This window comes from Streptomyces sp. NPDC088116 (assembly GCF_044741745.1).
Taxonomy (GTDB): Bacteria; Actinomycetota; Actinomycetes; order Streptomycetales; family Streptomycetaceae; genus Streptomyces.
The window spans coordinates 1,366,802-1,388,161 of the sequence record NZ_JBIUTF010000002.1 but is presented as its reverse complement, the minus strand read 5'-3'; the positions used below and the strand labels follow the sequence as shown (position 1 = coordinate 1,388,161).

At 70.6% G+C, this 21,360-nt stretch carries 20 protein-coding genes; 8 read left to right on the top strand and 12 right to left on the bottom strand.

Annotated features, from left to right (window positions below; genetic code table 11):
• Positions 1–185 precede the first annotated feature (185 nt).
• Together ACIOJD_RS12345 and ACIOJD_RS12340 are read right to left on the bottom strand one after the other, a co-directional pair.
• On the bottom strand, positions 186–1,838 hold the full coding sequence (locus ACIOJD_RS12345; protein WP_401911768.1) for a cation acetate symporter: 1,653 nt from the start codon (positions 1,836–1,838) through the stop codon (positions 186–188).
• Positions 1,839–1,855: 17 nt separating this feature from the next.
• The gene (locus ACIOJD_RS12340) at positions 1,856–2,266 is read right to left on the bottom strand and encodes a DUF485 domain-containing protein (RefSeq protein ID WP_401911509.1); all 411 of its coding nucleotides are present in this window, start codon (positions 2,264–2,266) and stop codon (positions 1,856–1,858) included.
• A 251-nt stretch (positions 2,267–2,517) separates the two neighbouring features.
• Between ACIOJD_RS12340 and ACIOJD_RS12335 the strand changes: the two genes are divergently transcribed.
• The gene (locus ACIOJD_RS12335) at positions 2,518–4,065 is read left to right on the top strand and encodes a S8 family peptidase (protein ID WP_401911506.1); all 1,548 of its coding nucleotides are present in this window, start codon (positions 2,518–2,520) and stop codon (positions 4,063–4,065) included.
• A 75-nt stretch (positions 4,066–4,140) separates the two neighbouring features.
• On the opposite strand, the gene ACIOJD_RS12330 is transcribed toward ACIOJD_RS12335, so the two are convergent.
• Complete coding sequence (locus tag ACIOJD_RS12330; protein WP_401911503.1) at positions 4,141–5,184, bottom strand: zinc-dependent alcohol dehydrogenase family protein; 1,044 nt, start codon at positions 5,182–5,184, stop codon at positions 4,141–4,143.
• A gap of 221 nt (positions 5,185–5,405) precedes the next feature.
• Between ACIOJD_RS12330 and ACIOJD_RS12325 the strand changes: the two genes are divergently transcribed.
• Complete coding sequence (locus ACIOJD_RS12325; protein WP_401911501.1) at positions 5,406–8,510, top strand: NACHT domain-containing protein; 3,105 nt, start codon at positions 5,406–5,408, stop codon at positions 8,508–8,510.
• Here the strand turns inward: ACIOJD_RS12325 and ACIOJD_RS12320 are convergent, their stop codons facing one another.
• Positions 8,511–9,221 carry a VIT family protein gene (locus ACIOJD_RS12320; protein WP_401911499.1) on the bottom strand — a complete coding sequence of 237 codons (711 nt, stop codon included), beginning with the start codon at positions 9,219–9,221 and terminating at the stop codon, positions 8,511–8,513.
• Positions 9,222–9,438: 217 nt separating this feature from the next.
• Here ACIOJD_RS12320 and ACIOJD_RS12315 point away from each other — a divergent pair, with 217 nt between their 5' ends.
• The 5 genes from ACIOJD_RS12315 (at position 9,439) to ACIOJD_RS12295 (ending at position 14,531) form a co-directional block, all read left to right on the top strand.
• On the top strand, positions 9,439–10,434 hold the full coding sequence (locus ACIOJD_RS12315) for a DEDDh family exonuclease (protein ID WP_401911497.1): 996 nt from the start codon (positions 9,439–9,441) through the stop codon (positions 10,432–10,434).
• 152 nt (positions 10,435–10,586) lie between these two features.
• Positions 10,587–10,820 carry a hypothetical protein gene (locus tag ACIOJD_RS12310; RefSeq protein WP_401911494.1) on the top strand — a complete coding sequence of 78 codons (234 nt, stop codon included), beginning with the start codon at positions 10,587–10,589 and terminating at the stop codon, positions 10,818–10,820.
• 301 nt (positions 10,821–11,121) lie between these two features.
• Positions 11,122–11,946, top strand: a complete 825-nt coding sequence (locus ACIOJD_RS12305) for an SURF1 family protein (RefSeq protein WP_401911492.1) — start codon at positions 11,122–11,124, stop codon at positions 11,944–11,946.
• A gap of 40 nt (positions 11,947–11,986) precedes the next feature.
• Positions 11,987–13,771 carry a glycoside hydrolase family 15 protein gene (locus tag ACIOJD_RS12300; RefSeq protein WP_401911489.1) on the top strand — a complete coding sequence of 595 codons (1,785 nt, stop codon included), beginning with the start codon at positions 11,987–11,989 and terminating at the stop codon, positions 13,769–13,771.
• 4 nt (positions 13,772–13,775) lie between these two features.
• Entirely contained in the window at positions 13,776–14,531 is a 756-nt protein-coding gene (locus ACIOJD_RS12295; protein ID WP_401911487.1) for an SDR family oxidoreductase, read from the top strand.
• An 86-nt stretch (positions 14,532–14,617) separates the two neighbouring features.
• Here the strand turns inward: ACIOJD_RS12295 and amaP are convergent, their stop codons facing one another.
• From amaP to ACIOJD_RS12270, 5 genes are all read right to left on the bottom strand, one after another.
• Positions 14,618–15,196, bottom strand: coding sequence for an alkaline shock response membrane anchor protein AmaP (gene amaP, locus ACIOJD_RS12290; RefSeq protein WP_401911485.1), 579 nt, complete (start codon positions 15,194–15,196; stop codon positions 14,618–14,620).
• A 4-nt stretch (positions 15,197–15,200) separates the two neighbouring features.
• Positions 15,201–15,938 carry a DUF6286 domain-containing protein gene (locus ACIOJD_RS12285; RefSeq protein ID WP_401911483.1) on the bottom strand — a complete coding sequence of 246 codons (738 nt, stop codon included), beginning with the start codon at positions 15,936–15,938 and terminating at the stop codon, positions 15,201–15,203.
• On the bottom strand, positions 15,935–16,285 hold the full coding sequence (locus ACIOJD_RS12280; protein ID WP_401911480.1) for a hypothetical protein: 351 nt from the start codon (positions 16,283–16,285) through the stop codon (positions 15,935–15,937). Before ACIOJD_RS12280 ends, ACIOJD_RS12285 begins: the two co-directional genes overlap by 4 nt.
• 111 nt (positions 16,286–16,396) lie before the next feature.
• Positions 16,397–16,588, bottom strand: a complete 192-nt coding sequence (locus tag ACIOJD_RS12275; protein WP_401911479.1) for a hypothetical protein — start codon at positions 16,586–16,588, stop codon at positions 16,397–16,399.
• A 39-nt stretch (positions 16,589–16,627) separates the two neighbouring features.
• Positions 16,628–17,119, bottom strand: a complete 492-nt coding sequence (locus tag ACIOJD_RS12270) for an Asp23/Gls24 family envelope stress response protein (RefSeq protein WP_401911477.1) — start codon at positions 17,117–17,119, stop codon at positions 16,628–16,630.
• 94 nt (positions 17,120–17,213) lie between these two features.
• On the opposite strand from ACIOJD_RS12270, the gene ACIOJD_RS12265 reads away from it, so the two are divergent.
• Positions 17,214–18,020 (top strand): hypothetical protein, encoded by an 807-nt coding sequence (locus tag ACIOJD_RS12265; protein ID WP_401911474.1) that lies wholly within the window; start codon positions 17,214–17,216, stop codon positions 18,018–18,020.
• 38 nt (positions 18,021–18,058) lie between these two features.
• Here the strand turns inward: ACIOJD_RS12265 and ACIOJD_RS12260 are convergent, their stop codons facing one another.
• The 3 genes from ACIOJD_RS12260 to abc-f form a co-directional block, all read right to left on the bottom strand.
• A complete protein-coding gene (locus ACIOJD_RS12260) occupies positions 18,059–18,850 on the bottom strand; it encodes an enoyl-CoA hydratase/isomerase family protein (protein WP_401911471.1) in 792 nt (263 codons plus the stop codon).
• 128 nt (positions 18,851–18,978) lie between these two features.
• Positions 18,979–19,200, bottom strand: a complete 222-nt coding sequence (locus ACIOJD_RS12255) for a helix-turn-helix domain-containing protein (protein WP_030753304.1) — start codon at positions 19,198–19,200, stop codon at positions 18,979–18,981.
• 547 nt (positions 19,201–19,747) lie between these two features.
• Complete coding sequence (abc-f, locus tag ACIOJD_RS12250) at positions 19,748–21,346, bottom strand: ribosomal protection-like ABC-F family protein (protein ID WP_401886037.1); 1,599 nt, start codon at positions 21,344–21,346, stop codon at positions 19,748–19,750.
• Between the last annotated feature and the right edge of the window lie 14 nt (positions 21,347–21,360).

Here is a 21,360-nt window from a genome sequence, read left to right as displayed (position 1 = left end):
TCCGACACCGTCGAGCGTACGTCAGACCTCTGACACCACCCGAGGCCCGCTTGCCACGGGGAGCGCAGCAGCGGCGTGGCCGCGCCGTAGGACTCTACGGCGCGGCCACGGAAAAGGCTCTGGTACGGACGCTCCTTGTACGGACCCGCTTGTACGGACTTTCTTGTACGGACGCGACTCCTCGGTCAGTGCGCCCCGGTGCCGGTGAGGGACTTGACCTCCAGTTCGGCGTACTTGCCCTTGTCCGGCTCCTCCTTCGACAGTACGGTGCCGAGCCAGCCGAGCAGGAAGCCCAGCGGGATCGAGATCAGCCCCGGGTTCTCCAGCGGGAAGAAGTGGAAGTCGACACCCGGGAACATCGAGGTCGGCTTGCCCGAGACGACCGGCGAGAACAGCACCAGCAGCACGGACGAGGCCAGACCTCCGTAGATCGACCAGAGAGCGCCCCGCGTGGTGAACCTCTTCCAGAACAGGCTGTAGAGGATGGTCGGCAGATTGGCCGAGGCGGCGACGGCGAAGGCGAGCGCGACCAGTCCGGCCACGTTCAGATCGCGGGCGAGGGCGCCGAGCGCGATGGAGACGATACCGATGGCGACGGTCGCCCAGCGTGCCGCGCGGACCTCCTCCTTCTCGGTGGCCTGGCCCTTGCGGATGACGTTGGCGTAGATGTCGTGCGCGAAGGACGACGAGGACGCCAGGGTGAGGCCCGCGACCACCGCGAGGATGGTGGCGAAGGCGACGGCGGAGATCACGGCGAGCAGGATCGCGCCGCCCGTCGAGTCGGCGCCGCCGCCGATCTCCAGGGCGGCCAGCGGGGCCGCCGTGTTGCCCGCCTTGTTGGAGGCGATGATGTCGCCGGGCTTGAGCAGCGCGGCGGCGCCGAAGCCGAGCACGATGGTCATCAGGTAGAAGGCGCCGATGATGCCGATGGCCCAGATGACCGACTTACGGGCGGCCTTGGCGGTCGGCACGGTGTAGAAGCGGATCAGGATGTGCGGCAGGCCCGCCGTACCGAGGACCAGCGCGATGCCGAGCGAGATGAAGTCCAGCTTCGAGGTCTCGGTGGCCCCGTACTTGAGGCCGGGCTCCAGGAAGGCCGCTCCCTTGCCGCTGTTGCTCGCCGCCGTGCCCAGCAGGTCGGACAGGTTGAAGTGGAACTTCCACAGGATCAGGAAGGTGATCAGCAGGGTGCCGGCGATGAGCAGCACGGCCTTGACCATCTGGACCCAGGTGGTGCCCTTCATCCCGCCGATGGTGACGTACACGATCATCAGCAGGCCGACCAGCGCGACGATGGCGATCTTCCCGCCGTCGCTGGTGATGCCGAGCAGCAGCGAGACCAGCACGCCCGCACCGGCCATCTGCGCCAGCAGGTAGAAGATCGAGACGACGATGGTGGAGGTGCCTGCGGCGGTACGGACCGGGCGCTGGCGCATGCGGTACGCGAGGACGTCGCCCATCGTGTACCGGCCGGAGTTGCGCAGCGGTTCGGCGACGAGCAGCAGCGCGACCAGCCAGGCGACCAGGAAGCCGATGGAGTAGAGGAAGCCGTCGTAGCCGAAGAGGGAGATGGCGCCGGCGATACCGAGGAAGGACGCGGCGGACATGTAGTCGCCGGAGACCGCGAGGCCGTTCTGGAAACCGGTGAACTGCCGTCCGCCCGCGTAGAAGTCGGAGGCACTCTTGGTCTGGCGGCCGGCCCAGACGGTGATGACCAGGGTGGCGACGACGAAGAGCCCGAACAGCGTGATGATCAGCGGCCGGTGCTCGCTGGCGTCCGTGGCGGCGGCGAGCTGGTGCGGGACCGGGTGGCTGATCAGCTGGCCGGGGTGGCTCATGAGCTGGCCGGAGTGACTCATACGTCCGCCTCCATACGGGACTTGATGGCGTCCGCCTTCGGGTCGAGCTGCCGGGACGCGTGCCGGGCGTAGAACCAGGCGATGAGGAAGGTGGTGGCGAACTGCGCGAGGCCGAGGACCAGGGCGACGTTGATGTTGCCGAAGAGCTTGGTGCCCATGAAGCCGCCCGCGTAGTTGGACAGCAGGACGTACAGCAGGTACCAGGCGATGAAGGCGATGGTCAGCGGGAAGGCGAAGGAGCGGTAGGTGCGGCGCAGTTCGCCGAACTCCGCGCTCTCCTGCACCTCGACGAACTGGGCCGTCGTGGGCTGGGCCGGTGTGGACGAGGCCGGCGTCGGCTCGGCCGGTGTGTGCTGGTCGGGGCTGGGGTCCTTACCGCCCTCGGGCGGCGAGACATCGGTAGCCACGGAATCTCCTCGTGACGCGGGTGCGATGGGGTGGGTCATTAGGGGGACCTCGCGGGGGGTGGGTTGGTGCACGTCTCCCTGACAACGGCACGGAGGGCATCGCGAAGCGGTTCAACACCGGCCTTTTTCTTGTGCTTTCTTCTGGAAATCATTGATGAGCAGGGATGATCAGAGATAAGTTCGCTTGTCATGCCCCCGTCCGCGCGCGACGTGCGCGAGGGACGGCATTTCACGGATGATGTGGAGAACCCATGGCTCATCTGGGATCCAGACGGCGGCGCGTACTCGCCCTGCCCGTAGGTCTGGCGCTCACCGCTTCGCTCGGCCTCCTGCCCGCCACCATGGCCTCGGCCGCTCCGGCGGACAGCGCACCCGCCGCGGTGGCCGAGGACGGCCCGAAGCTCTCGTACGTGGTGAACACCCGTGGCGGGCACTCCACCGTCAAGGCAGTCAAGAAGGCGATCGACCGCGCCGGCGGCACGGTGGTGACGAGCTATGAGCAGATAGGCGTCATAGTCGTCACCTCGCAGAACCCCGACTTCGCCCGGAGCATCCGCAAGGTCCCCGGGGTCGGTTCGGCCGGTGCCACCCGTACGGCGCCGCTGCCCGCGCAGTCCACGACGGATGTCGGCGAGCCCCAGGTGCTCGGCGCCGACGAGGTCGCGGCCGCGACCGCGAGGACGAAGGCGAGCGCGAAGGCCGCCGGTCAGGACCCGTTGGAGCCCTTGCAGTGGGACCTGCCCGCCATCAAGGCGGACAAGGCGCACGAGAAGACGCTCGGCAGCAAGAACGTCACGGTCGCCGTCATCGACACGGGTGTCGACGACACGCACCCGGACATAGCGCCGAACTTCGACCGTGACGCGTCGGTGAACTGCGTGGGCGGCAAGCCGGACACGGCGGACGGCGCCTGGCGGCCGAGCGCCGAGGAGAGCCCGCACGGCACGCATGTGGCGGGTGAGATAGCGGGCGCGAAGAACGGCGTGGGTATCACCGGTGTCGCGCCGGGTGTGAAGGTCTCCGGCATCAAGGTGTCGACGACGGCCGGGTTCTTCTACACCGAGGCCGTCGTATGCGGCTTCGTCTGGGCCGCCGAGCACGGTGTCGATGTGACGAACAACAGCTATTACACCGACCCGTGGTACTTCAACTGCACGACCGACCCGGACCAGAAGGCCCTGGTCGACGCCCTCACCCGGGCCACTCGGTACGCCGAGAAGAAGGGCACGGTCAATGTGGCCGCGGCGGGCAACGAGAACTACGATCTCGCGTCCGACTCGATCACCGACCCGACCAGCCCGAACGACACCACTCCGGGCGACCGTGTCATCGACCCGTCCGAGTGCCTGGACATACCGACCCAGCTGCCGGGTGTGGTCACCGTGGCGTCCACGGGCGCCAAGGGGCTGAAGTCCTCGTTCTCCAACCACGGTCTGGGTGTCGTCGATGTCGCGGCCCCGGGCGGCGACTCCACCTCGTACCAGACACCGGCCCCGCCGGCGACCAGCGGTCTGATCCTGGGCCCGCTGCCGGGTGGCACGTGGGGGTACATGGCCGGTACGTCGATGGCGTCCCCGCACGCCGCGGGCGTCGCCGCGCTGCTGAAGTCCACGCACCCGCGCGCCTCGGCCTGGGCGATCAAGGCCCTGCTCACGGCGCAGGCCGACGAAACCGCCTGCCCGCCGTCGTACGACATCGACGGTGACGGCGAGATCGACGCGGTCTGCACGGGCGGCGAGCGCCACAACAGCTTCTACGGGGCAGGCCTGGTCAACGCCCTGGACGCGGTGCGCAAGTAAACAACAGGCGGTACACGGACGGGGGTTACGCCGGCAGCGGCGTAACCCCCGTCCGCACGAGTCACGACCTCCGGGTCACGGCTTGACGAGGACCTTGAGCGCGGTGCGCTCGTCCATCGCCCGGTAGCCGTTCGGCACGTCATCGAGGCCGACCGTCATGTCGAAGACCGGCGACGGGTCGATCGTGCCGTCCAGCACGTCGGGAAGCAGCTCGGGAAGGTAGGCGCGGGCGGGGGCGACGCCGCCGCGCAGGGCGATGTTCGACTTGAACATGTGGCCCAGGTCCACGCCGGTGGCGCTGCCGTGCGGCACGCCGACATAGCCGACGGAGCCGCCGCCGCGGGCGATCCGCAGGGCCGTGTTCATCGACTGCTCGGTGCCGACCGCCTCGATGACGCAGTGCGCGCCCTGCCCGCGGGTGAGTTCCAGTACGGCCTCGACCGCCGCGTCACCCCGCTCGGCGACGATCTCGGTGGCGCCGAAGGTCTTGGCGATGTCGGTACGGGACCGGTGGCGGCCGAGCGCGATGATCCGGTCGGCGCCGAGCCGCTGGGCGGCCAGCACACCGCAGAGGCCGACCGCGCCGTCGCCGACGACCGCGACCGTGCTGCCCCGCCGCACGCCCGCGCCGACGGCCGCGTGGTGGCCGGTGCCCATCACGTCGGAGAGCGCCAGCAGCCCGGTCAGCAGCCGGTCGTCGGAGGCCGCGTCGGCCGGGAGCTTGACGAGCGTGCCGTCGGCGAAGGGCACGCGTACGGCCTCGCCCTGTCCGCCGTCGGACCCGGGCTCGCCCCAGATGCCGCCCTGGGGGCAGGAGGTCTGGACCCCGTCATGGCAGAAGTCACAGAGACCGTCGGACCACGCGAAGGGCGCGACGACAAGATCGCCCGCCGAGAATCCGTTCACGTCCGAGCCGGCTTCCTCGATCACACCGAGGAACTCGTGGCCGATGCGCTGCTCGGGCCCGGTGGGGCCCTCACCGCGGTACGGCCACAAATCGCTACCGCAAATACAGGCACGCAGGACCCGCACCACCGCGTCGGTGGACTGCCGGATCGTGGGGTCCGCCACCTCTTCCACCCGTATGTCGTGGGGGGCATGGATGACTGTCGCGCGCATGGGGTGTTTCCTCTTCCTCATCGATCAGAGTCACGCAGAGCCGATCGACTGTGATCAGACGCTGATGCAAACGTTTACCGTAAGCCCGTGCCCGGGGGGCTGTGCAAACGCGCGTCCCGGCGGCCCCCGGCGCCGTACGATCCTGAGCAGCGGTACGCCCGTGGCACGACCGGTGAGGGTGGCCACGGGGACGATGCGCGGAACGATGGGGGAAAGCGGTCGTGCAGGGTCTCGAAGTGGTGCTCGCCCGGCTCGCGGGCACGGTCGCGGGCGCGCTCGCCAAGTCCCTGCTGACCCCGCTGACCCCCGGACCGGGCGCGGCCCTGGTCAGCTCCCCGGTCCGGCCCCTGCCCCGCCCGGCCTCCCCGGACCGGCTGGCGAAGGTCCTGGGCCGGCGCCTCTCCGACGCGTACGCCTCCCTGCCCGAGCACGAGCGGCTGGCGGCCGTCGATTCCGTACAGGCCACCTTCGCGGCGGCGGGCCCGCTCGACGCGGAGTTGCTGTTCGCGGTGGATCTGGTCCCGGAGCGGCTGTGCGAGAGGCTGCGGGAGGTCCGGGCCCCGGCGGCGGGGCTGAGCGAAGAGGGGCTCCGGCTGTACGGGGAACTCCTCGCGCTCTGCTGCGCGCATCTGGTGGAGCAGCTCACGGCCCACCCCTCGTTCGCGGCGCGGGCTGCGGTGGAACAGACACGGGCGGCGGGCCGGACGAGGGAAGTGGTCGAGGACGTACGGGACCGGCTGGGCCCGCGCCCGGAGTCGGCGGCGCTCGATTTCGAGCGGCGGTATGCGCAGTACGTGGCCGCGACGCACGGGCGGCTGGAGCTGTTCGGCCTGACGCTGGGCCGGTCGGGGCGGGAGTTGCCGCTGGACACGGCGTACATCAGCCTGGCGGTGAGCGGTGACCCGGGAGGACCGGCCCTGCGGCACGCCGGTCCGACCACGCTCACCACCGAACAGGCGCTGGCCGGGGCGGACCGGCTGCTGTTACGCGGCCCCGCCGGCTCGGGCAAGAGCACGCTGGTGCAGTGGCTGGCGCTGACGGCCGCCCGGCGCGGCTTCGTACCCGAACTGGCGGACTGGAACCGGTGCGTACCGTTCGTCCTACGCCTGCGGGCGTTCACGGCGTCGGGGACGCTGCCGATGCCCGAGGACTTCCTGCGGGCGGCCGGAGTGCCGCTGTCACCGTCGGCCGGATGGGCGGAGAGCCTGCTGACGGAGGGCCGGGCGCTGCTGCTGGTCGACGGGGTGGACGAGGTCCCGACGCGGTTGCGGGCCCGTACGGAGGCCTGGCTGAAATCCCTGGTCGCGGCTTTCCCGAGGGTGCGCTGCGTGGTGACGACCCGTCCGTCGGCGGTACCGCAGGACTGGCTGTCCGGGCTGGGCTTCGTGACGCACTCGCTCCTGCCGATGGAGCGGGACGACATCAGGTCGTTCGTCGAGCACTGGCACGGCTCGGCGCGGCTCGAATGCCTCTCGGACACCGAGCGGGCGCAGCTCGACACGTACGAGAAGTCGCTCCTCCACGCGGTGACCACGCGCCGGGACCTGGGCAGGCTGGCGACCAACCCGCTGATGTGCGCGCTGCTGTGCGCCCTGAACCGCGACCGCCGGATGCAACTGCCCCGCGCCCGGAAGGAGTTGTACGACGCGGCCCTGGACATGCTGCTCGTACGGCGGGACACCGAGCGGGAGATCCTGGCCGTCGAGGGCGTCACCCTGACCCGCGACGAGCAGACGGCCCTGCTCCAACGGCTGGCGTACTGGCTGATCCGCAACGGGCAGGTGGAGGCGGCCCGGGACGAGGCCGTGGAGATGGTGGGCGAGTGGCTGGCCGCGATGCCCCAGGTCCAGGGGGACGCCGACCAGGTCTTCACCCACCTGCTGATCCGCAGCGGCCTGCTGCGCGAACCGATGGCGGGCGCGGTCGACTTCGTGCACCGGACCTTCCAGGACTACCTGGGAGCGAAGGCGGCGGTCGAGGCACGGGACTTCGGCGTGCTGGTGCGCAACGCGCACGACGACCAGTGGGACGACGTCGTACGGATGGCGGTGGGCCACGCCCGCGTGGACGAACGGGGAGGGCTGCTGCGGAAGTTGCTGCGCCGCGCGGACCGCGCACCGCGCCTGCGCCACCGGCTGGTGCTGCTGGCGGCGGCCTGCCTGGAGCACGCTCCGGAACTGGACCCGGCGGTACGGGCGGAGGTGGAGGCGCGGACGGCGGAACTGCTGCCGCCGCACGACACGCGGGACGCGGATGCACTGGCGAAGGCGGGAGAGCTGGTGCTCGAACTCCTTCCGGGGCCCGAGGGGTTGGATGAGGGGACGGCAGCCGCGGTGGTGCGGACGGCGGCGCTCATCGAGGGGGATGCGGCGTTCGAGGTGATCTCCAGGTTTCGGGAGGACTCTCGCTCGCACGTCGCTTTCGAGGTGTCACGGGCATGGGGGTCGTTCGACAGTGAGGCGTACGCCGAGGCTGTCCTGTCCGCCCAGACCTGGACCGACTCCCCTCTGTACGTGCGGACTTCGGAGCAGCTTCGGGCCCTGCGGCACGTCCCCCAGGCCCGTCGTGTGCATGTGAGCGGCGATCACAGCGATCTCGGGCCCCTCCTCGCCCTGGAGAACCCGGACTGGCTCTATCTCCAGGACAACGAGGCGCTGACCGACCTCTCGGCCCTCGTGTCCCTTCCGGGGCTCTCGGAGTTGTCCTTCAACCGCTGCCCCGCCGTACGGGAGTTGGTCGACCTGGCTCGACCTGGACTCACGAGACTCAGCCTGTACAACATGCATCACGACCTGTCGTTGGATGCGCTGCGTGATATGCCCGATCTCCGACACGCCCTGTTCGCCTACCCATTGCTCATGGAGAGCGTGAGCGAACTGCCGATCGGCCCGCAGCTCACCGAGCTCGGCCTCTTGCGCCACACCAGTTACGTGAGCCTGGAAGGCATCGAGCGCTGGCCACGGCTCACGAGACTTTCCCTCTCCGGCTCGACCCAGATCGGTCAGCTCGCCGAGAGCCCGTCCCTGAACAACCTGGCCTCGCTGAGCCTCCAGCAGCAGGATTCACTCGACCTGAGGCAGATCGGTCATCTGACGGAGTTGCGACAGCTCGTCCTGTGGGACTGTGACGTACCCGGTGGACTCGCCCCTCTGCGCGACCTGCCCGCCCTCACCACTCTGCGCCTCCTCTCGTGCTCCTCGTCGGAACATCCTCTCGACCTGAGTCCGCTGGCCGACCTGGAGAACGTCACCATCAAGCTTCTGGGGGACGACACACCGGTCACCGGAGAGGAGCACTTCCCGCCCGGCCGGATCATCCGCATCTGATCAGACCCCCGCCGCCCCCAACAACGCCCCCGCCGCGTACGTCACGCCCATCGCGACCGCTCCGCCGCCCACGTTCCGCAGCACCGCCGGCCGTACCGCCGCCGAGCCGAGCCTGGCGCTCCCCCAGCCCGTCAGGGCCAGTGCCACCAGCACCGAGAGCACCGTCACCACCAGCCGGGACGACGCCGGTGGCAGCACGATCGCGAGCAGCGGCAGCAGCGCGCCCACGGTGAAGGCGAGGAAGCTGGCGCCCGCCGCGTGCCACGGGTTGGTGAGGGAGTCGGGGTCGATGCCCAGCTCCACGCGCGCGTGGGCGCGCAGCGCGTCCCGGTTCGTGAGCTGTTCGGCCGCCTCGCGGGCGACCTCCTGCGAGAGGCCGCGTTCCGCCAACATGTCGGCCAGCTCGTCGAGTTCGGCCTTCGGCTGCTCGCGCAGCTCGCGCCGTTCCAGGTCCAGCGCGGCCTTCTCCGAGTCGCGCTGCGTGGATACCGATACGTACTCGCCCGCCGCCATCGACATCGATCCGGCCAGCAGCCCGGCGAGGCCCGCCGTGAGCAGGGCGCCGCGCGAGTCGGTGGCTCCCGCCACACCGACCACGATGCCCGCGGTCGAGACGATCCCGTCGTTGGCGCCGAGGACCGCCGCGCGCAGCCAGTTGAGGCGGGTGCCCAGGGATTCACCGTGCGGCTCGTCGTGAGTGGAGTCAGTCACCCGGCGAGGGTCTCACGGCCCGTCCACCACACCCCGGCGTCAACGCGGTCGTAAGCACTCCCCCGTCCGGTGGACCCATCGGGCATGGGCGGAGCGGCTGTTCACCAACTCCGTAACGGCCCTGACGGAACGACGGCTCACGCACCGGCCTCGGCGGTCACGGCCGACCGGGTGAAGGACCGGGCGATGGCGCTGTCAGTCGCGGCCCGTATTCTCTGTGACCATGCTCGACGACCAGACGACTGCCCAGACGACCGCAGCGACGTGGCCGGCCGCCTATCCTCAGGGGTACGCGGTCGTCGACGTGGAGACCACCGGACTCGCCCGCGACGACCGGATAGTGTCTGCCGCCGTCTATCGTCTGGACGCTCAGGGCGATGTCGAGGACCACTGGTACACGGTGGTCAATCCGGAGCGCGATCCGGGCCCCGTGTGGATCCACGGGCTGACGAGCGAGGTGCTGGAGAGCGCGCCGCTCTTCCCCGAGGTCGCCGGTGAGTTGGCCGAGCGGCTCGACGGGCGGGTGCTCGTGGCGCACAACGCCATCTTCGACTGGTCGATGATCGCCCGGGAGTACGCACGCGCGGAACGTACCGCGCCCACCCGGCAGCGGCTGTGCACGATCGCGCTCTCGAAGGAGCTGGGCCTGCCCCTGCCCAACCACAAACTGGAGTCGCTCGCCGCGCACTTCGGCGTCGTACAGCAGCGCGCGCACCACGCGCTGGACGACGCGCGCGTGCTGGCCGAGGCCTTCCGCCCGAGTCTGCACGCTGCGGCCAAGGACGGCGTACGGCTCCCGCTCCTCGAATGCCGGCCGCTCACGGAATGGTCCGACGCCCCCGCCCGGCCCCGGGTCGGTTATCAGCCGTCGTACCGTCAGCAGGGCAGCTGGCGGCCCTCGCGCAAGCGGCCGGCCTGTCCCTATCCGAACCCGGGCCGGTACGTGCCGGGCGGGACGCTGGTGCAGGGGATGCGGGTGGCGTTCTCGGGCGACACGTCCGTCGACCGCGAGCTGCTGGAGGACCGGGCGGTCGAGGCGGGACTGCACGTCGCGACGAGCGTGTCGCGGCTGACCAGTCTGCTGGTGACCAACGACCCGGAATCCTCGACGTCCAAGACGGTCAAGGCCGCGTCGTTCGGTACGCCTGTGCTGGACGAGGCGGCCTTCACACAGTTGCTGCGGGACGTGACACCCGCGCGAGGCTCCGACTGACCTGACCGGGTGCCGACGGGCCTGTCGTGTGCCGACCGATCTGCCGCGGTGTCCGGCCCGCGCTCAGTGCCCGGCCCGCAGACGGGTGATTGGCGCGCGACTCGCCACCGGCCCGCTCGCGTACCGCTGCCCGGCGTCCCACTCTGTGGCGCATGGCACGTTGCGAGGTCTGCGGAAACGACTACGGGATGTCTTTCGAGGTGCACGCGCAGGGAGTGGTGCATGTCTTCGACTGCTTCTCCTGCGCCATCCACCGTCTGGCGCCCATCTGTGAACACTGCCGGGTCCAGATCATCGGCCAGGGTGTCGAGGCCGACGGGCACTGGTTCTGCGGCGCCCACTGCGCCCGCGCCGAAGGCAGAGCGGGCATCGTCGACAGGGTCTGAGGTGACGGCAGGGGCCGAGGTGACACGGAGACGGAGTCACGGACCGCACGGACCACCCGGACCGTGCGGACCACACAGATCGTACGGACCACACAGACTGTGCGGACCACACAGACCGTGCGGACCACACAGACCGTGCGGACCACACGGACCGTGCGGACGGCAGAGGCCGGGCGGACCACACGGACCACGGAGGCCTCATGGACCGCCGAGACCCCATGGGCCCCCACGGACCACAGAGACCCCACCGCGAGGCCACCCGCCGTCCAGGGCCCGTAACCCGCCGGGTAACGTCGCAGGCGTGTACCGCTTCCTGTTGTCCCGGCAGTGGGTGATCCTCACCCTCCTCGCCCTCGTCCTCATCCCCGTGATGACCGAGCTGGGTTTCTGGCAGCTTCACCGTCACGAGCACAGGGTCGCCCAGAACTCCCTGATCTCGGACAACCTCAAGGCGAAGCCCGTCCCGGTCACCGAGCTGACCTCCCCCGGACACACCGTCCCGCGCGCCGACTACTGGCGCCGTGTCACGGCCACCGGCCGGTTCGACCCCGCGCACGAAGTCGTCGTACGCCGCCGGACCTCCGTCGACGACAAGGTCGGCTATCACGTCCTGATCCCGCTCGTCCTGAACGACGGCCGCGCGCTGATCGTCAACCGGGGCTGGGTCCCCTCCCCCTCCACCGGCGATCAGACGGCCTTCCCGGACGTCCCGCCGGCCCCCAAGGGCGAGGTCACCGTCACCGGCCGGCTCAAGGCCGACGAGACATCGGCGGCCAGCGGCATCAGGGACCTCAAGGATCTGCCGGACCGCCAGGTGATGCTGATCAACAGCGGGCAGCAGCAGCGGAATCTGGACCGTACCCTCCTCGGCGGCTACATCGAGCTGACGTCTCCCGTGCCGTCCGGCGGCTCCCCCGAGCAGATCCCCGACCCCGACGACAGCTCGATCGGCCCCCACATGGCGTACGCCGTTCAGTGGTGGCTGTTCGTCGCCGGGGTGCCGGTCGGCTGGGTGATTCTCGTACGCCGTGAGAAGCGGGACCGCGACGCCGCCGCGCGCAAGAGCGCCTCCGGTGACGGACCGGGCTCCGGCTCCGAGCCGGAGCCCGCGCCCGCGACCGTCTGAGGTCTGCTTAACCGCCCTGTCGTGCGGGAACACGCCTGGCGTGACACAACGCATCGAGGACTACGCACTCATCGGCGATCTCCAGACCGCCGCTCTGGTCGGCAGGAACGGCTCCATCGACTGGCTGTGCCTTCCTCGTTTCGACTCGGCGGCGTGCTTCGCCGCGCTGCTCGGCAACGAGGACAACGGCCACTGGCGGATCGCCCCCACCGGAGCGGGCGACTGCACCCGGCGCGGCTACCTGGGTGACTCGCTGGTGCTGGAGTCCGTGTGGGAGACCCGGACCGGCATCGTCAAGGTGACCGACTTCATGCCGCAGCGCGATGTGGCCCCGGACGTCGTCCGGATCGTGGAGGGCGTCAGCGGCACGGTGGAGATGAGTGCCACCCTGCGGCTGCGCTTCGACTTCGGTTCGGTCGTGCCCTGGATGCGGCGCGCGGAGGGCCACCGGCTGGCGGTCGCGGGACCCGACTCCGTCTGGCTGCGCAGCGAGCCCCAGGTCAAGACGTGGGGGCAGCACTACAGCACCTGCTCGTCGTTCACGGTCGGCGAGGGCGAGAAGGTCGCGTTCGTGCTCACCTGGCACCCCTCGCACGAGCCGCGCCCGCCGCTGGTCGATCCGTACGAGGCGCTGGAGCACAGTCTGGAGGACTGGGAGAAGTGGGCGGCGCGCTGCCGGTACGAAGGACCGCACCGCGACGCCGTCGTGCGCTCCCTGATCACGCTCAAGGCCCTCACGTACGGCCCGACCGGCGGGATCGTCGCGGCGCCCACCACATCCCTGCCGGAGGAGATCGGCGGCGTACGCAACTGGGACTACCGCTACTGCTGGCTGCGCGATTCCACCCTGGTGCTGGGGGCGCTGCTGTCCGCCGGCTATCTGGAGGAGGCGGCGGCCTGGCGCGACTGGCTGCTGCGCGCGGTCGCCGGGGACCCGGCGGACCTTCAGATCATGTACGGACTGGCCGGTGAGCGCCGGCTGCCGGAGAGTGAACTGCCCTGGCTGAGCGGGTACGCGGGCTCCTCGCCGGTCCGGGCCGGCAACAGCGCGGTCGACCAGCTCCAGCTCGATGTGTACGGCGAGGTCATCGACTCCCTGCATGTGGCCCGGACGGCGGGCCTCCCCTCGAAGGCGCACGCCTGGAGTCTCCAGCTCAGCCTGCTGGGCTTCCTGGAGTCGAAGTGGCGTGAACCGGACGAGGGCCTGTGGGAGGTGCGGGGTCCGCGCCGGCACTTCGTGCACTCCAAGGTGATGGCGTGGGTGGCCGCCGACCGGGCCGTACGGACGCTGGAGGACGACCCGACGCTCAGCGGCGACGCGAACCGGTGGCGGGCGATGCGGGACGAGGTGCACCGCGAGGTCTGCGAGAAGGGGTACGACCCGGAACGGAACACCTTCACCCAGTCGTACGGCTCCGCCGAACTGGACGCGGCGACGCTCCTGATCGCCCGGTCCGGCTTCCTGCCGCCGGACGATCCGCGCGTCATCGGCACGGTCGACGCGGTACGGGCGGAGCTGGGGCACGACGGCCTGCTACGTCGCTACAGCACGACGGGGTCGGTCGTGGACGGGCTGCCGGGCAGTGAGGGAACGTTTCTGGTCTGCTCGTTCTGGCTGGCCGACGCCCTTCATCTGACCGGACGCACGCTGGAGGCGAAGGAACTCTTCGAGCGGCTGCTCGCGCTGCGCAACGATGTCGGGTTGCTCGCCGAGGAGTACGACCCGGTGGCGCGGCGGCTGCTGGGCAACTACCCGCAGGCGTTCAGTCATATCGGACTGGTGGGGACCGCGTTGACCCTCGCCGGAACCCACACGGCAGGATAGGAGCATGGATCTTGGACTGAAGGACCGCGTTTATGTCGTCACCGGTGCGTCGCGGGGACTGGGCAACGCGGCGGCACGGGCACTGGCCTCGGACGGCGCGAAGGTCGTCATCAGCGGCCGCGACGAGAAGAGCATCGGCGAGGCCGCCGAGGCCATCGGCCCCGGCGCACACGGACTGGCCGCCGACAACGCCGACCCGGCGGCCGCACAGCGCCTCATCGGCGAGGCCCGGGAGCGGTTCGGCCGCTTCGACGGCATCCTGATCAGCGTCGGCGGCCCGCCGCCGGGCTTCGCGGCGGACAACACGGACGAGCAGTGGCAGTCGGCGTTCGAGTCGGTCTTCCTGGGAGCGGTACGGCTGGCCCGCGAGGCGGCGGCGGAACTGGACGAGGGCGGTGTCATCGGCTTCGTCCTCTCCGGCTCGGCCCACGAACCCGTCCCGGCTCTGACCATCTCCAACGGCCTGCGCCCCGGCCTGGCGGGCTTCGCCAAGTCCCTGGCGAACGACCTGGGCCCGCGCGGTATCCGGGTGCTGGGGCTGCTGCCGGCCCGGATCGACACGGACCGGGTCCGCGAACTGGACGCGCTGTCGGGGGACGCGGACGCGTCGAAGGCGGCCAACGAGTCCCGTATCCCGCTACGGCGGTACGGCACTCCGGAGGAGTTCGGCAAGACGGCCGCGTTCCTGTTGTCCCCGGCGGCGTCGTATCTGACGGGCCTGATGATCCCGGTGGACGGCGGCGCGCGGCACGGCTTCTGAGGGCTGTCCCGGCGGTAAGCATGTTCGGTCGCCGGGCGCCTGGCATCGGGCGCCCGGCCCGCCGGGCGGGTCCGGACCCGCCCGGCTCAGCTCACCCGTTCCGCCCTGTGCTTCGCCGCCCGCAACCGCACCTCCGCCGGCAGCTCCCCCAGTCCCGCCGACTCGCGCGCGTGCGCCAGCGCCTCGCCCGTCAGCCGGTTGAGCGTCTCGGTCGGCACCGCGTGGGGTTCCAGGAGGAGACGCAGGCGCGCCGCCGGGTTCGTACGGCGGCCCGTCAGGCGGGCCTGGGCGCGGGCCACCCCGTCCAGCGACTCGGCGTCGTCCACCAGCGCGCCTTCCAGCGCCCGGCCGCGCAGCACCGCGCCCTCGCCGTCACGGCTGTCGACCAGCACCTCGGCCGTCCGGGCCCGGCGCAGCTGGGAGAACAGCCACCACAGGGCCAGCACGACCACAATCGCGAGGACCGCGATGACGACCGGCCACCACCACCCCTCACCGCGCCAGCGCTGGCGGTTCGCGCGGCTCAGCAGCACGTCGTGCGATCCGCTGTACGGCCACCAGGACGGCACCGGCCACTCGAGGCCGACGGCCAACGCCACACCGCCCGCGCAGAGCAGCACCAGACCGATGAGTGCCAGGAGCACTCGGTTGATCAGCCGGACCATCCCGTCATCCCTTCTTCACGGGCCTGCGGACGTGCACCGTCAGCCTGGGCGGCTTCGCGAGGCCCAGCTCCCGGATGCCGGTGCCGAGCGCCGCGTCCAAGTCGTCCCGTACGTCGTCGAGCGCGCGGAAGTGGGAGTCGGCCCGCACCTTCGCCCTGGAGCGGCTCACCTTGACGCGCGCGGTCTGTACGCCGGAGACCTCCATGGCCCGGTCGCGCAGCGCCAGCGCGGCGGCCTGCCGGTCGAGCCCGGCCCGTACCCGCGTCGAGTCCCGCCGCATGGGCAGCACTCCGCGCAGTCCGGGCGTGAGGGCCAGTACGAGGAGCCACAGGCCGAGAGCCATCGCGATGCCCGCGGCCACCAGCACCCAGGTCTGGTCGAGGGGCTGTTGGGACAGCTGGGTGGCCAGCTCGCGGCGCCAGTACATCGCGGGGCGGCCCGCCCGTACCGCCGCGACGTCGTACAGCAGCAGACCGGCGGCGCCGAGAACGACCAGGGCCGCCAGCGCCGCGGGGATCCGGCGCGTCGACCAGAAACGGCCCGCCCTGCCGCCGTGTTCGTTCGCTTCCGCCGCTTCGCCCGGTTCATCAGCGGGCGTCGGCCGGGGTTCGTACCGCGTGGCGGAGTCCGACCGGCCGACCTCCGGATACGCGCCCTGCCGCGTCCCCTCGGCCTCCTCGGCTCCCTCGGTCCCTTCCGGCCTCTCGGTCCCTTCCGGTCCTTCGGCCCAGGGGTCGCTCACCGGGCCCTCCCTCCGGCCTTGACGCGGGAGTGGACGGAGTGCAGCCGTTCCACCTGCACCAGCACCTCGGGCACCTCCATAGCCGCCAACGCCCTTACTCGCTGGGCGACTTGGCGACGCACCTCGCCGCACTGCGTACCGATGTCCGAGGGGTAGTCCAGTTCGACACCGACCCGTACGTGTGCGATGTCGCGGTGCACCGTGACGGTGGCGTGGGGTGGGGCGCCGCCCTCCGGTACTCCGTCGAGCGCTTCCCATGCCGCCCGTGCGGCGATCTTCGCGACGACCCGGTCGGCGATCGTGGTCGCCCCGCGCTCACCGGCGGCCACCCGCGCCCCTCTGCCCATACGTTCACCTCCCACCGCACGCTCGTCTCCCGCCCCCCACGGACTTTCCGCCCCGTGCTCACCGCGCGTCTCCCGCTCACCGGCTGCCAGCCGGTCACCGGCCACGCGAGGTCACCGCCGCCGGTCGTCGCGGTCGCGACTACGGAAGAGGTCACCGGGTTCCAGGTCTCCGTCGAGGAACCGCCCGGCCACAAAGCCGATCACTCCCAGCGCGGCCACCAGCACAAAGGCACCGAAGCCGCCGAAATATCCGGCGAATCCGAGCGCCATGCCGGCCACCAGGCCGACCACCGCCATGTTCATCGTGCGCTCCTCTTCCGCTCCTCCGGCCGGTCGTGGCCGCTACTGGAGCCGCGACTCGGGCTCTTCGTCGTCTTCCTCGTCGGGCAGCTTCACGTCACTGACCGCGATATTGACCTCGACGACCTCCAGCCCCGTCATCCGCTCGACGGCGGCGATGACGTTCTCCCGGACGGCCGCGGCCACGTCCATGATCGAGACGCCGTAATCGACGACGATCTCCAGGTCGAGAGCCGTCTGGACCTCGCCCACCTCGGCCTTCACACCCTGGCTGACGGACTTGGTACCACCGGGAACCCGGTCCCGTACGGCGCCGAAGGTGCGGGAGATCCCGCTGCCCATGTCGTGTACGCCGAGCACATCCCGGGCCGCGAGGCCGGCGATCTTCTCCACCACGCCGTCGGCGATGGTGGTACGGCCACGGGAGGCGGGGGCGCCACCGCCACGCTTGGTGACGGAGGTCCTTCTCCCGTCATCGCTCGACAGGTCCCTGTTCGAAGAGACTGACTGATTGCGGGGTCCGGTCTCCGTCATGGCCATTCATCCCTTTCCGGGCGGCGATGGGCTCCTTTGCCCACATTAGGTGCGCTTGCCCCGTCTCGCGCCGTGGATGCGGCAGGCTGGACCAATGACGACTGTGTACGGCACCGACGGTTGGACGGCGGCGGTACGGGAACGGCTCGGCCTGGGCCGGCTGCTCCCGCTGGGCGGATCGACGGACGGCGCGTGGCTGGCGGAACGGGCGGCGGTCACGGAACTGCGGCGGGACACGGCGGCGATGCCGGGAGCCGTGCTCGGCACCCTGCGGATCTCCCCGGCCGACTCGACCGGTCCGGATGACCCGAACGGTCCGAACAGTCCGAACGGTCGGGCAGATTCGGGCAGTCCGGCTCACCCGGCCGCGCACGGGAAGCCGCCCACGCCAGCACCACCACCGCCGCCGCCCGGCGCGCTGCCGCCCGGCCCGCTCCGTATCGACGGCGAGTTCACGGCCGTACCGGGAGAACCATTGCCCGTCGTGGCGGAACTGCTGCGCGCGGCGCTGTTCACCTGCGCGACGGACCGGCTGGGGCTATGGGTGGAGGAGATCGACCTGCATGTAACGGGCCTGCTGGACACACCGGATGAATCACCGGCGCCCGCTGGGCCGGCCGGGGTAGGAACCATCACCTCTGAGCCCGATACCCCGAAGTCCACTGCCGGGGAAGAGGAATCGGCGCACCTGGCGGCCGCGGTCCCCGGCGTGGCCCGCCTGACGCGGCCCCTGGGCAGCACGGCGGCGTGCGCCCAGGAACATGTCCGGGTGGAACTGGCGACGGCGGCCGGTCACCGCCCGCTGGATGTCGCGCGGGCGGTGCGGAGGAAACTCATGGCGGAGCTGCCGGGCGCGCCTTCGGTGACCGTACTGGTCACGGCGGTGGACGACGCGCCCTGAGGAGGCGGGGCGGGGGGAGCCGCGCGTATCCGCCGGTGTCAGTCGGCGAGGCCCGCCAGGTCGCGCAGGCGGCGTGCCTGCGCCGCGCGCTCCGCCGCGCGCTGGTCCTCGAAGGAGCGGCCGTGCGCACCCTGGAGCAGCGCCTTGGTCTCGATCACCGCATCCCTCGGCGCGGTCAGCAGTGCGCCGGCGAGGTCCAGGACCGCGGCGTCGAGTTCCTCCGCGGGCACCACCAGGTTGGCGAGCCCGGTGCGCTCCGCCTCACCGGCCAGTACGAAGCGTCCCGTGGCGCAGATCTCCAGCGCACGGGCGTAACCCAGCAGCCCCACCAGCGGGTGCGTGCCGGTGAGGTCGGGGACCAGGCCGAGACTCGTCTCGCGCATGGCGAACTGGACGTCGGACGCGACGACCCGGAGGTCGCACGCGAGGGCGAGCTGGAATCCGGCCCCGATCGCATGCCCCTGGACGGCCGCGATCGACACGATGTCGCTACGGCGCAGCCAGGCGAATCCGTCCTGGTACTCGGCGATGGCCGCGTCGAGTTCGGCGTCCGAGCCCCGCGCGAGATCCAGGAACGACGGCTCACCTTCGAAGCCCTCGGGAGCGAACGCCTGCCGGTCGAGCCCCGCGGAGAAGGACTTGCCTTCAGCGCGCAGCAACACGACCCGCACGCTGCCCGGCAGCGACCTTCCGGCTTCCGTCAACGCCCGCCACAGAGCGGGAGACTGGACGTTGAGCTTGTCCGGGTTGGTCAGGGTCACCGTGGCAACCGCGTCCTCGACGGTGAGCCGTACGCCGTCCTTGTCGAGCACTGGAGCGATCGAAGTCATGGGGCGCCTCCGGTTCGGGCAGTCAGCCGTTACGAGCTAAGTGACTGCACAGTAACCACCTGGGCGGTCGTACGACGACCCGGGTGGCACCGGCCGAACCGGCGGCCGGGCGGAGAAGTGCTCAGCAGTCAGGCCGATGCGGCCTTCTTGCCTCGCGTCGCTCCGCCACGTCCCCGCAGCGTCACTCCGGACTCACTGAGCATGCGGTGAACGAATCCATAGGAGCGGCCGGTTTCCTCGGCCAGCGCCCGGATACTCGCACCGTTGTCGTACTTCTTCTTCAGGTCTGCCGCGAGCTTGTCACGCGCGGCGCCGGTTACCCGGCTGCCCTTCTTCAGAGTCTCGGCCACCCGTGCCTCCTCTATGGGAAGTGCGCTCTGGAATTCCCATGATCACCCCTCGCGGGCGTCCTGGCCACCCATTCGGCAAGGTCGATACGACGAGCTTTGGCAGACTTCAAGATTTCGGCACTACCGGAATCCCTGATTCCAGAGCCGGTCATATGCGCCGCTTCCTGAAGCCCCGAGCGAAGTGCCAGGTCAGCGGCGTGCCGAAGTGGGCGGGGCGGATGATGGCCAGGACGAAACGAACCGTCGCGAGGCACGCCGACAGTACGAGACACCCTCACTCAGATGATGGATCACTCGTGAGCCGAATGATCCATACGCAGTGGATCATGTGAGTGATCACGTGAGTCGATCACGACACCGGCGTCCACACCGGACCGCCGCCCTCCGCGGCCCCCCCCTCCGGGCAGCGCGCGGGCCCACACGACCGACAGCCCACCGCCCGGCCGTTTCGGCGGGCGGTGGGCTGTCGGCGGACGGGCATCGGGCCCCGGGCGGATGCCGGGCGAGGGCGGGGCAGGCAGGTACCGGCCCCGGGCGGGCGCCGGGGTCAGGCGAGCGTGACCAGGTCCGCGTAATCCGCACCCCACAGGTCCTCGACCCCGTCGGGCAGCAGAATGATCCGCTCCGGCTCCAGCGCGTGGACCGCGCCCTCGTCGTGGGTGACGAGGATGACCGCGCCCTTGTAGGTGCGCAGCGCGCCGAGGATCTCCTCGCGGCTGGCCGGGTCCAGGTTGTTCGTGGGCTCGTCGAGCAGCAGGACGTTCGCGGAGGAGACGACCAGGGTGGCCAGCGCGAGCCGGGTCTTCTCACCACCGGAGAGCACCCCGGCCGGCTTGTCGACATCGTCCCCGGAGAAGAGGAAGGACCCCAGCGTCTTTCGGACCGAGACCAGATCCAGGTCGGGCGCCGAGGAGCGCATGTTCTCCAGGACGGAACGGTCCGGGTCGAGGGTCTCGTGCTCCTGCGCGTAGTAGCCGAGCTTGAGGCCGTGGCCGGGGGTCACCTGTCCGGTGTCCGGCTTCTCGACCCCGGCCAGCAGGCGCAGCAGGGTGGTCTTGCCGGCGCCGTTGAGGCCGAGGATGACGACCCTGGAGCCCTTGTCGACGGCGAGATCCACATCGGTGAAGATCTCCAGGGAGCCGTACGACTTCGACAGGCCCTCGGCGGTCAGCGGGGTCTTGCCGCAGGGCGCGGGCTCGGGGAAGCGGAGCTTGGCGACCTTGTCGGACTGGCGCACCTGCTCCAGACCGGACAGCAGCCGCTCGGCCCGGCGGGCCATGTTCTGCGCGGCGACGGTCTTGGTGGCCTTGGCCCGCATCTTGTCGGCCTGGGAGTTCAGCGTCGCGGCCTTCTTCTCAGCGTTGGCGCGCTCGCGCTTGCGGCGCTTCTCGTCCGACTCGCGCTGCTGCTGGTAGAGCTTCCAGCCCATGTTGTAGACGTCGATGTTCGAGCGGTTGGCGTCCAGGTAGAAGACCTTGTTGACGACGGTCTCGACCAGTTCGACATCGTGGGAGATGACGATGAAGCCGCCGCGGTACGTCTTGAGGTAGTCACGCAGCCAGACGATCGAGTCCGCGTCGAGGTGGTTGGTGGGCTCGTCGAGGAGCAGGGTGTCGGCGTCCGAGAAGAGGATGCGCGCCAGCTCGACCCGGCGGCGCTGACCGCCGGAGAGCGTATGGAGGGGCTGACCGAGCACCCGGTCGGGCAGGCCGAGCGCGGCGGCGATGGTGGCGGCCTCCGCCTCGGCGGCGTATCCGCCCTTGGTGAGGAACTCCGTCTCCAGGCGCTCGTACTTCTTCATCGCCTTCTCGCGGGTGGCGCCCTGGCCGTTCGCCATCCGGTCCTCGTTCTCCCGCATCTTCTTCAGTACGGAGTCGAGGTCGCGGGCCGAGAGGATGCGGTCGCGGGCGAGGACGTCGAGGTCGCCGGTGCGCGGGTCCTGCGGCAGATAACCGACTTCTCCGGAGCGGGTGATGGTGCCCGCCGCGGGGACGCCTTCGCCCGCGAGGCACTTGGTGAGGGTGGTCTTGCCCGCTCCGTTGCGGCCGACGAGGCCGATGCGGTCGCCCTTGGCGATACGGAACGAGGCGGACTCGATGAGGATGCGGGCGCCGGCACGCAGCTCGATGCCGGTTGCGGTGATCACGGAAAAACTCCAGG

Excerpts from the sequence above, each read along its gene's own strand:
- ACIOJD_RS12280 (WP_401911480.1), bottom strand. The coding sequence starts at position 16,285 with ATGGGCAGAGGGGCGCGGGTGGCCGCCGGTGAGCGCGGGGCGACCACG.
- ACIOJD_RS12270 (WP_401911477.1), bottom strand. The coding sequence starts at position 17,119 with ATGACGGAGACCGGACCCCGCAATCAGTCAGTCTCTTCGAACAGGGAC.
- ACIOJD_RS12295 (WP_401911487.1), top strand. The coding sequence starts at position 13,776 with ATGGATCTTGGACTGAAGGACCGCGTTTATGTCGTCACCGGTGCGTCG.
- ACIOJD_RS12335 (WP_401911506.1), top strand. The coding sequence starts at position 2,518 with ATGGCTCATCTGGGATCCAGACGGCGGCGCGTACTCGCCCTGCCCGTA.
- ACIOJD_RS12265 (WP_401911474.1), top strand. The coding sequence starts at position 17,214 with ATGACGACTGTGTACGGCACCGACGGTTGGACGGCGGCGGTACGGGAA.
- ACIOJD_RS12275 (WP_401911479.1), bottom strand. The coding sequence starts at position 16,588 with ATGAACATGGCGGTGGTCGGCCTGGTGGCCGGCATGGCGCTCGGATTC.
- ACIOJD_RS12330 (WP_401911503.1), bottom strand. The coding sequence starts at position 5,184 with ATGCGCGCGACAGTCATCCATGCCCCCCACGACATACGGGTGGAAGAG.
- ACIOJD_RS12260 (WP_401911471.1), bottom strand. The coding sequence starts at position 18,850 with ATGACTTCGATCGCTCCAGTGCTCGACAAGGACGGCGTACGGCTCACC.
- ACIOJD_RS12310 (WP_401911494.1), top strand. The coding sequence starts at position 10,587 with ATGGCACGTTGCGAGGTCTGCGGAAACGACTACGGGATGTCTTTCGAG.
- ACIOJD_RS12345 (WP_401911768.1), bottom strand. The coding sequence starts at position 1,838 with ATGAGCCACCCCGGCCAGCTGATCAGCCACCCGGTCCCGCACCAGCTC.
- amaP (WP_401911485.1), bottom strand. The coding sequence starts at position 15,196 with ATGGTCCGGCTGATCAACCGAGTGCTCCTGGCACTCATCGGTCTGGTG.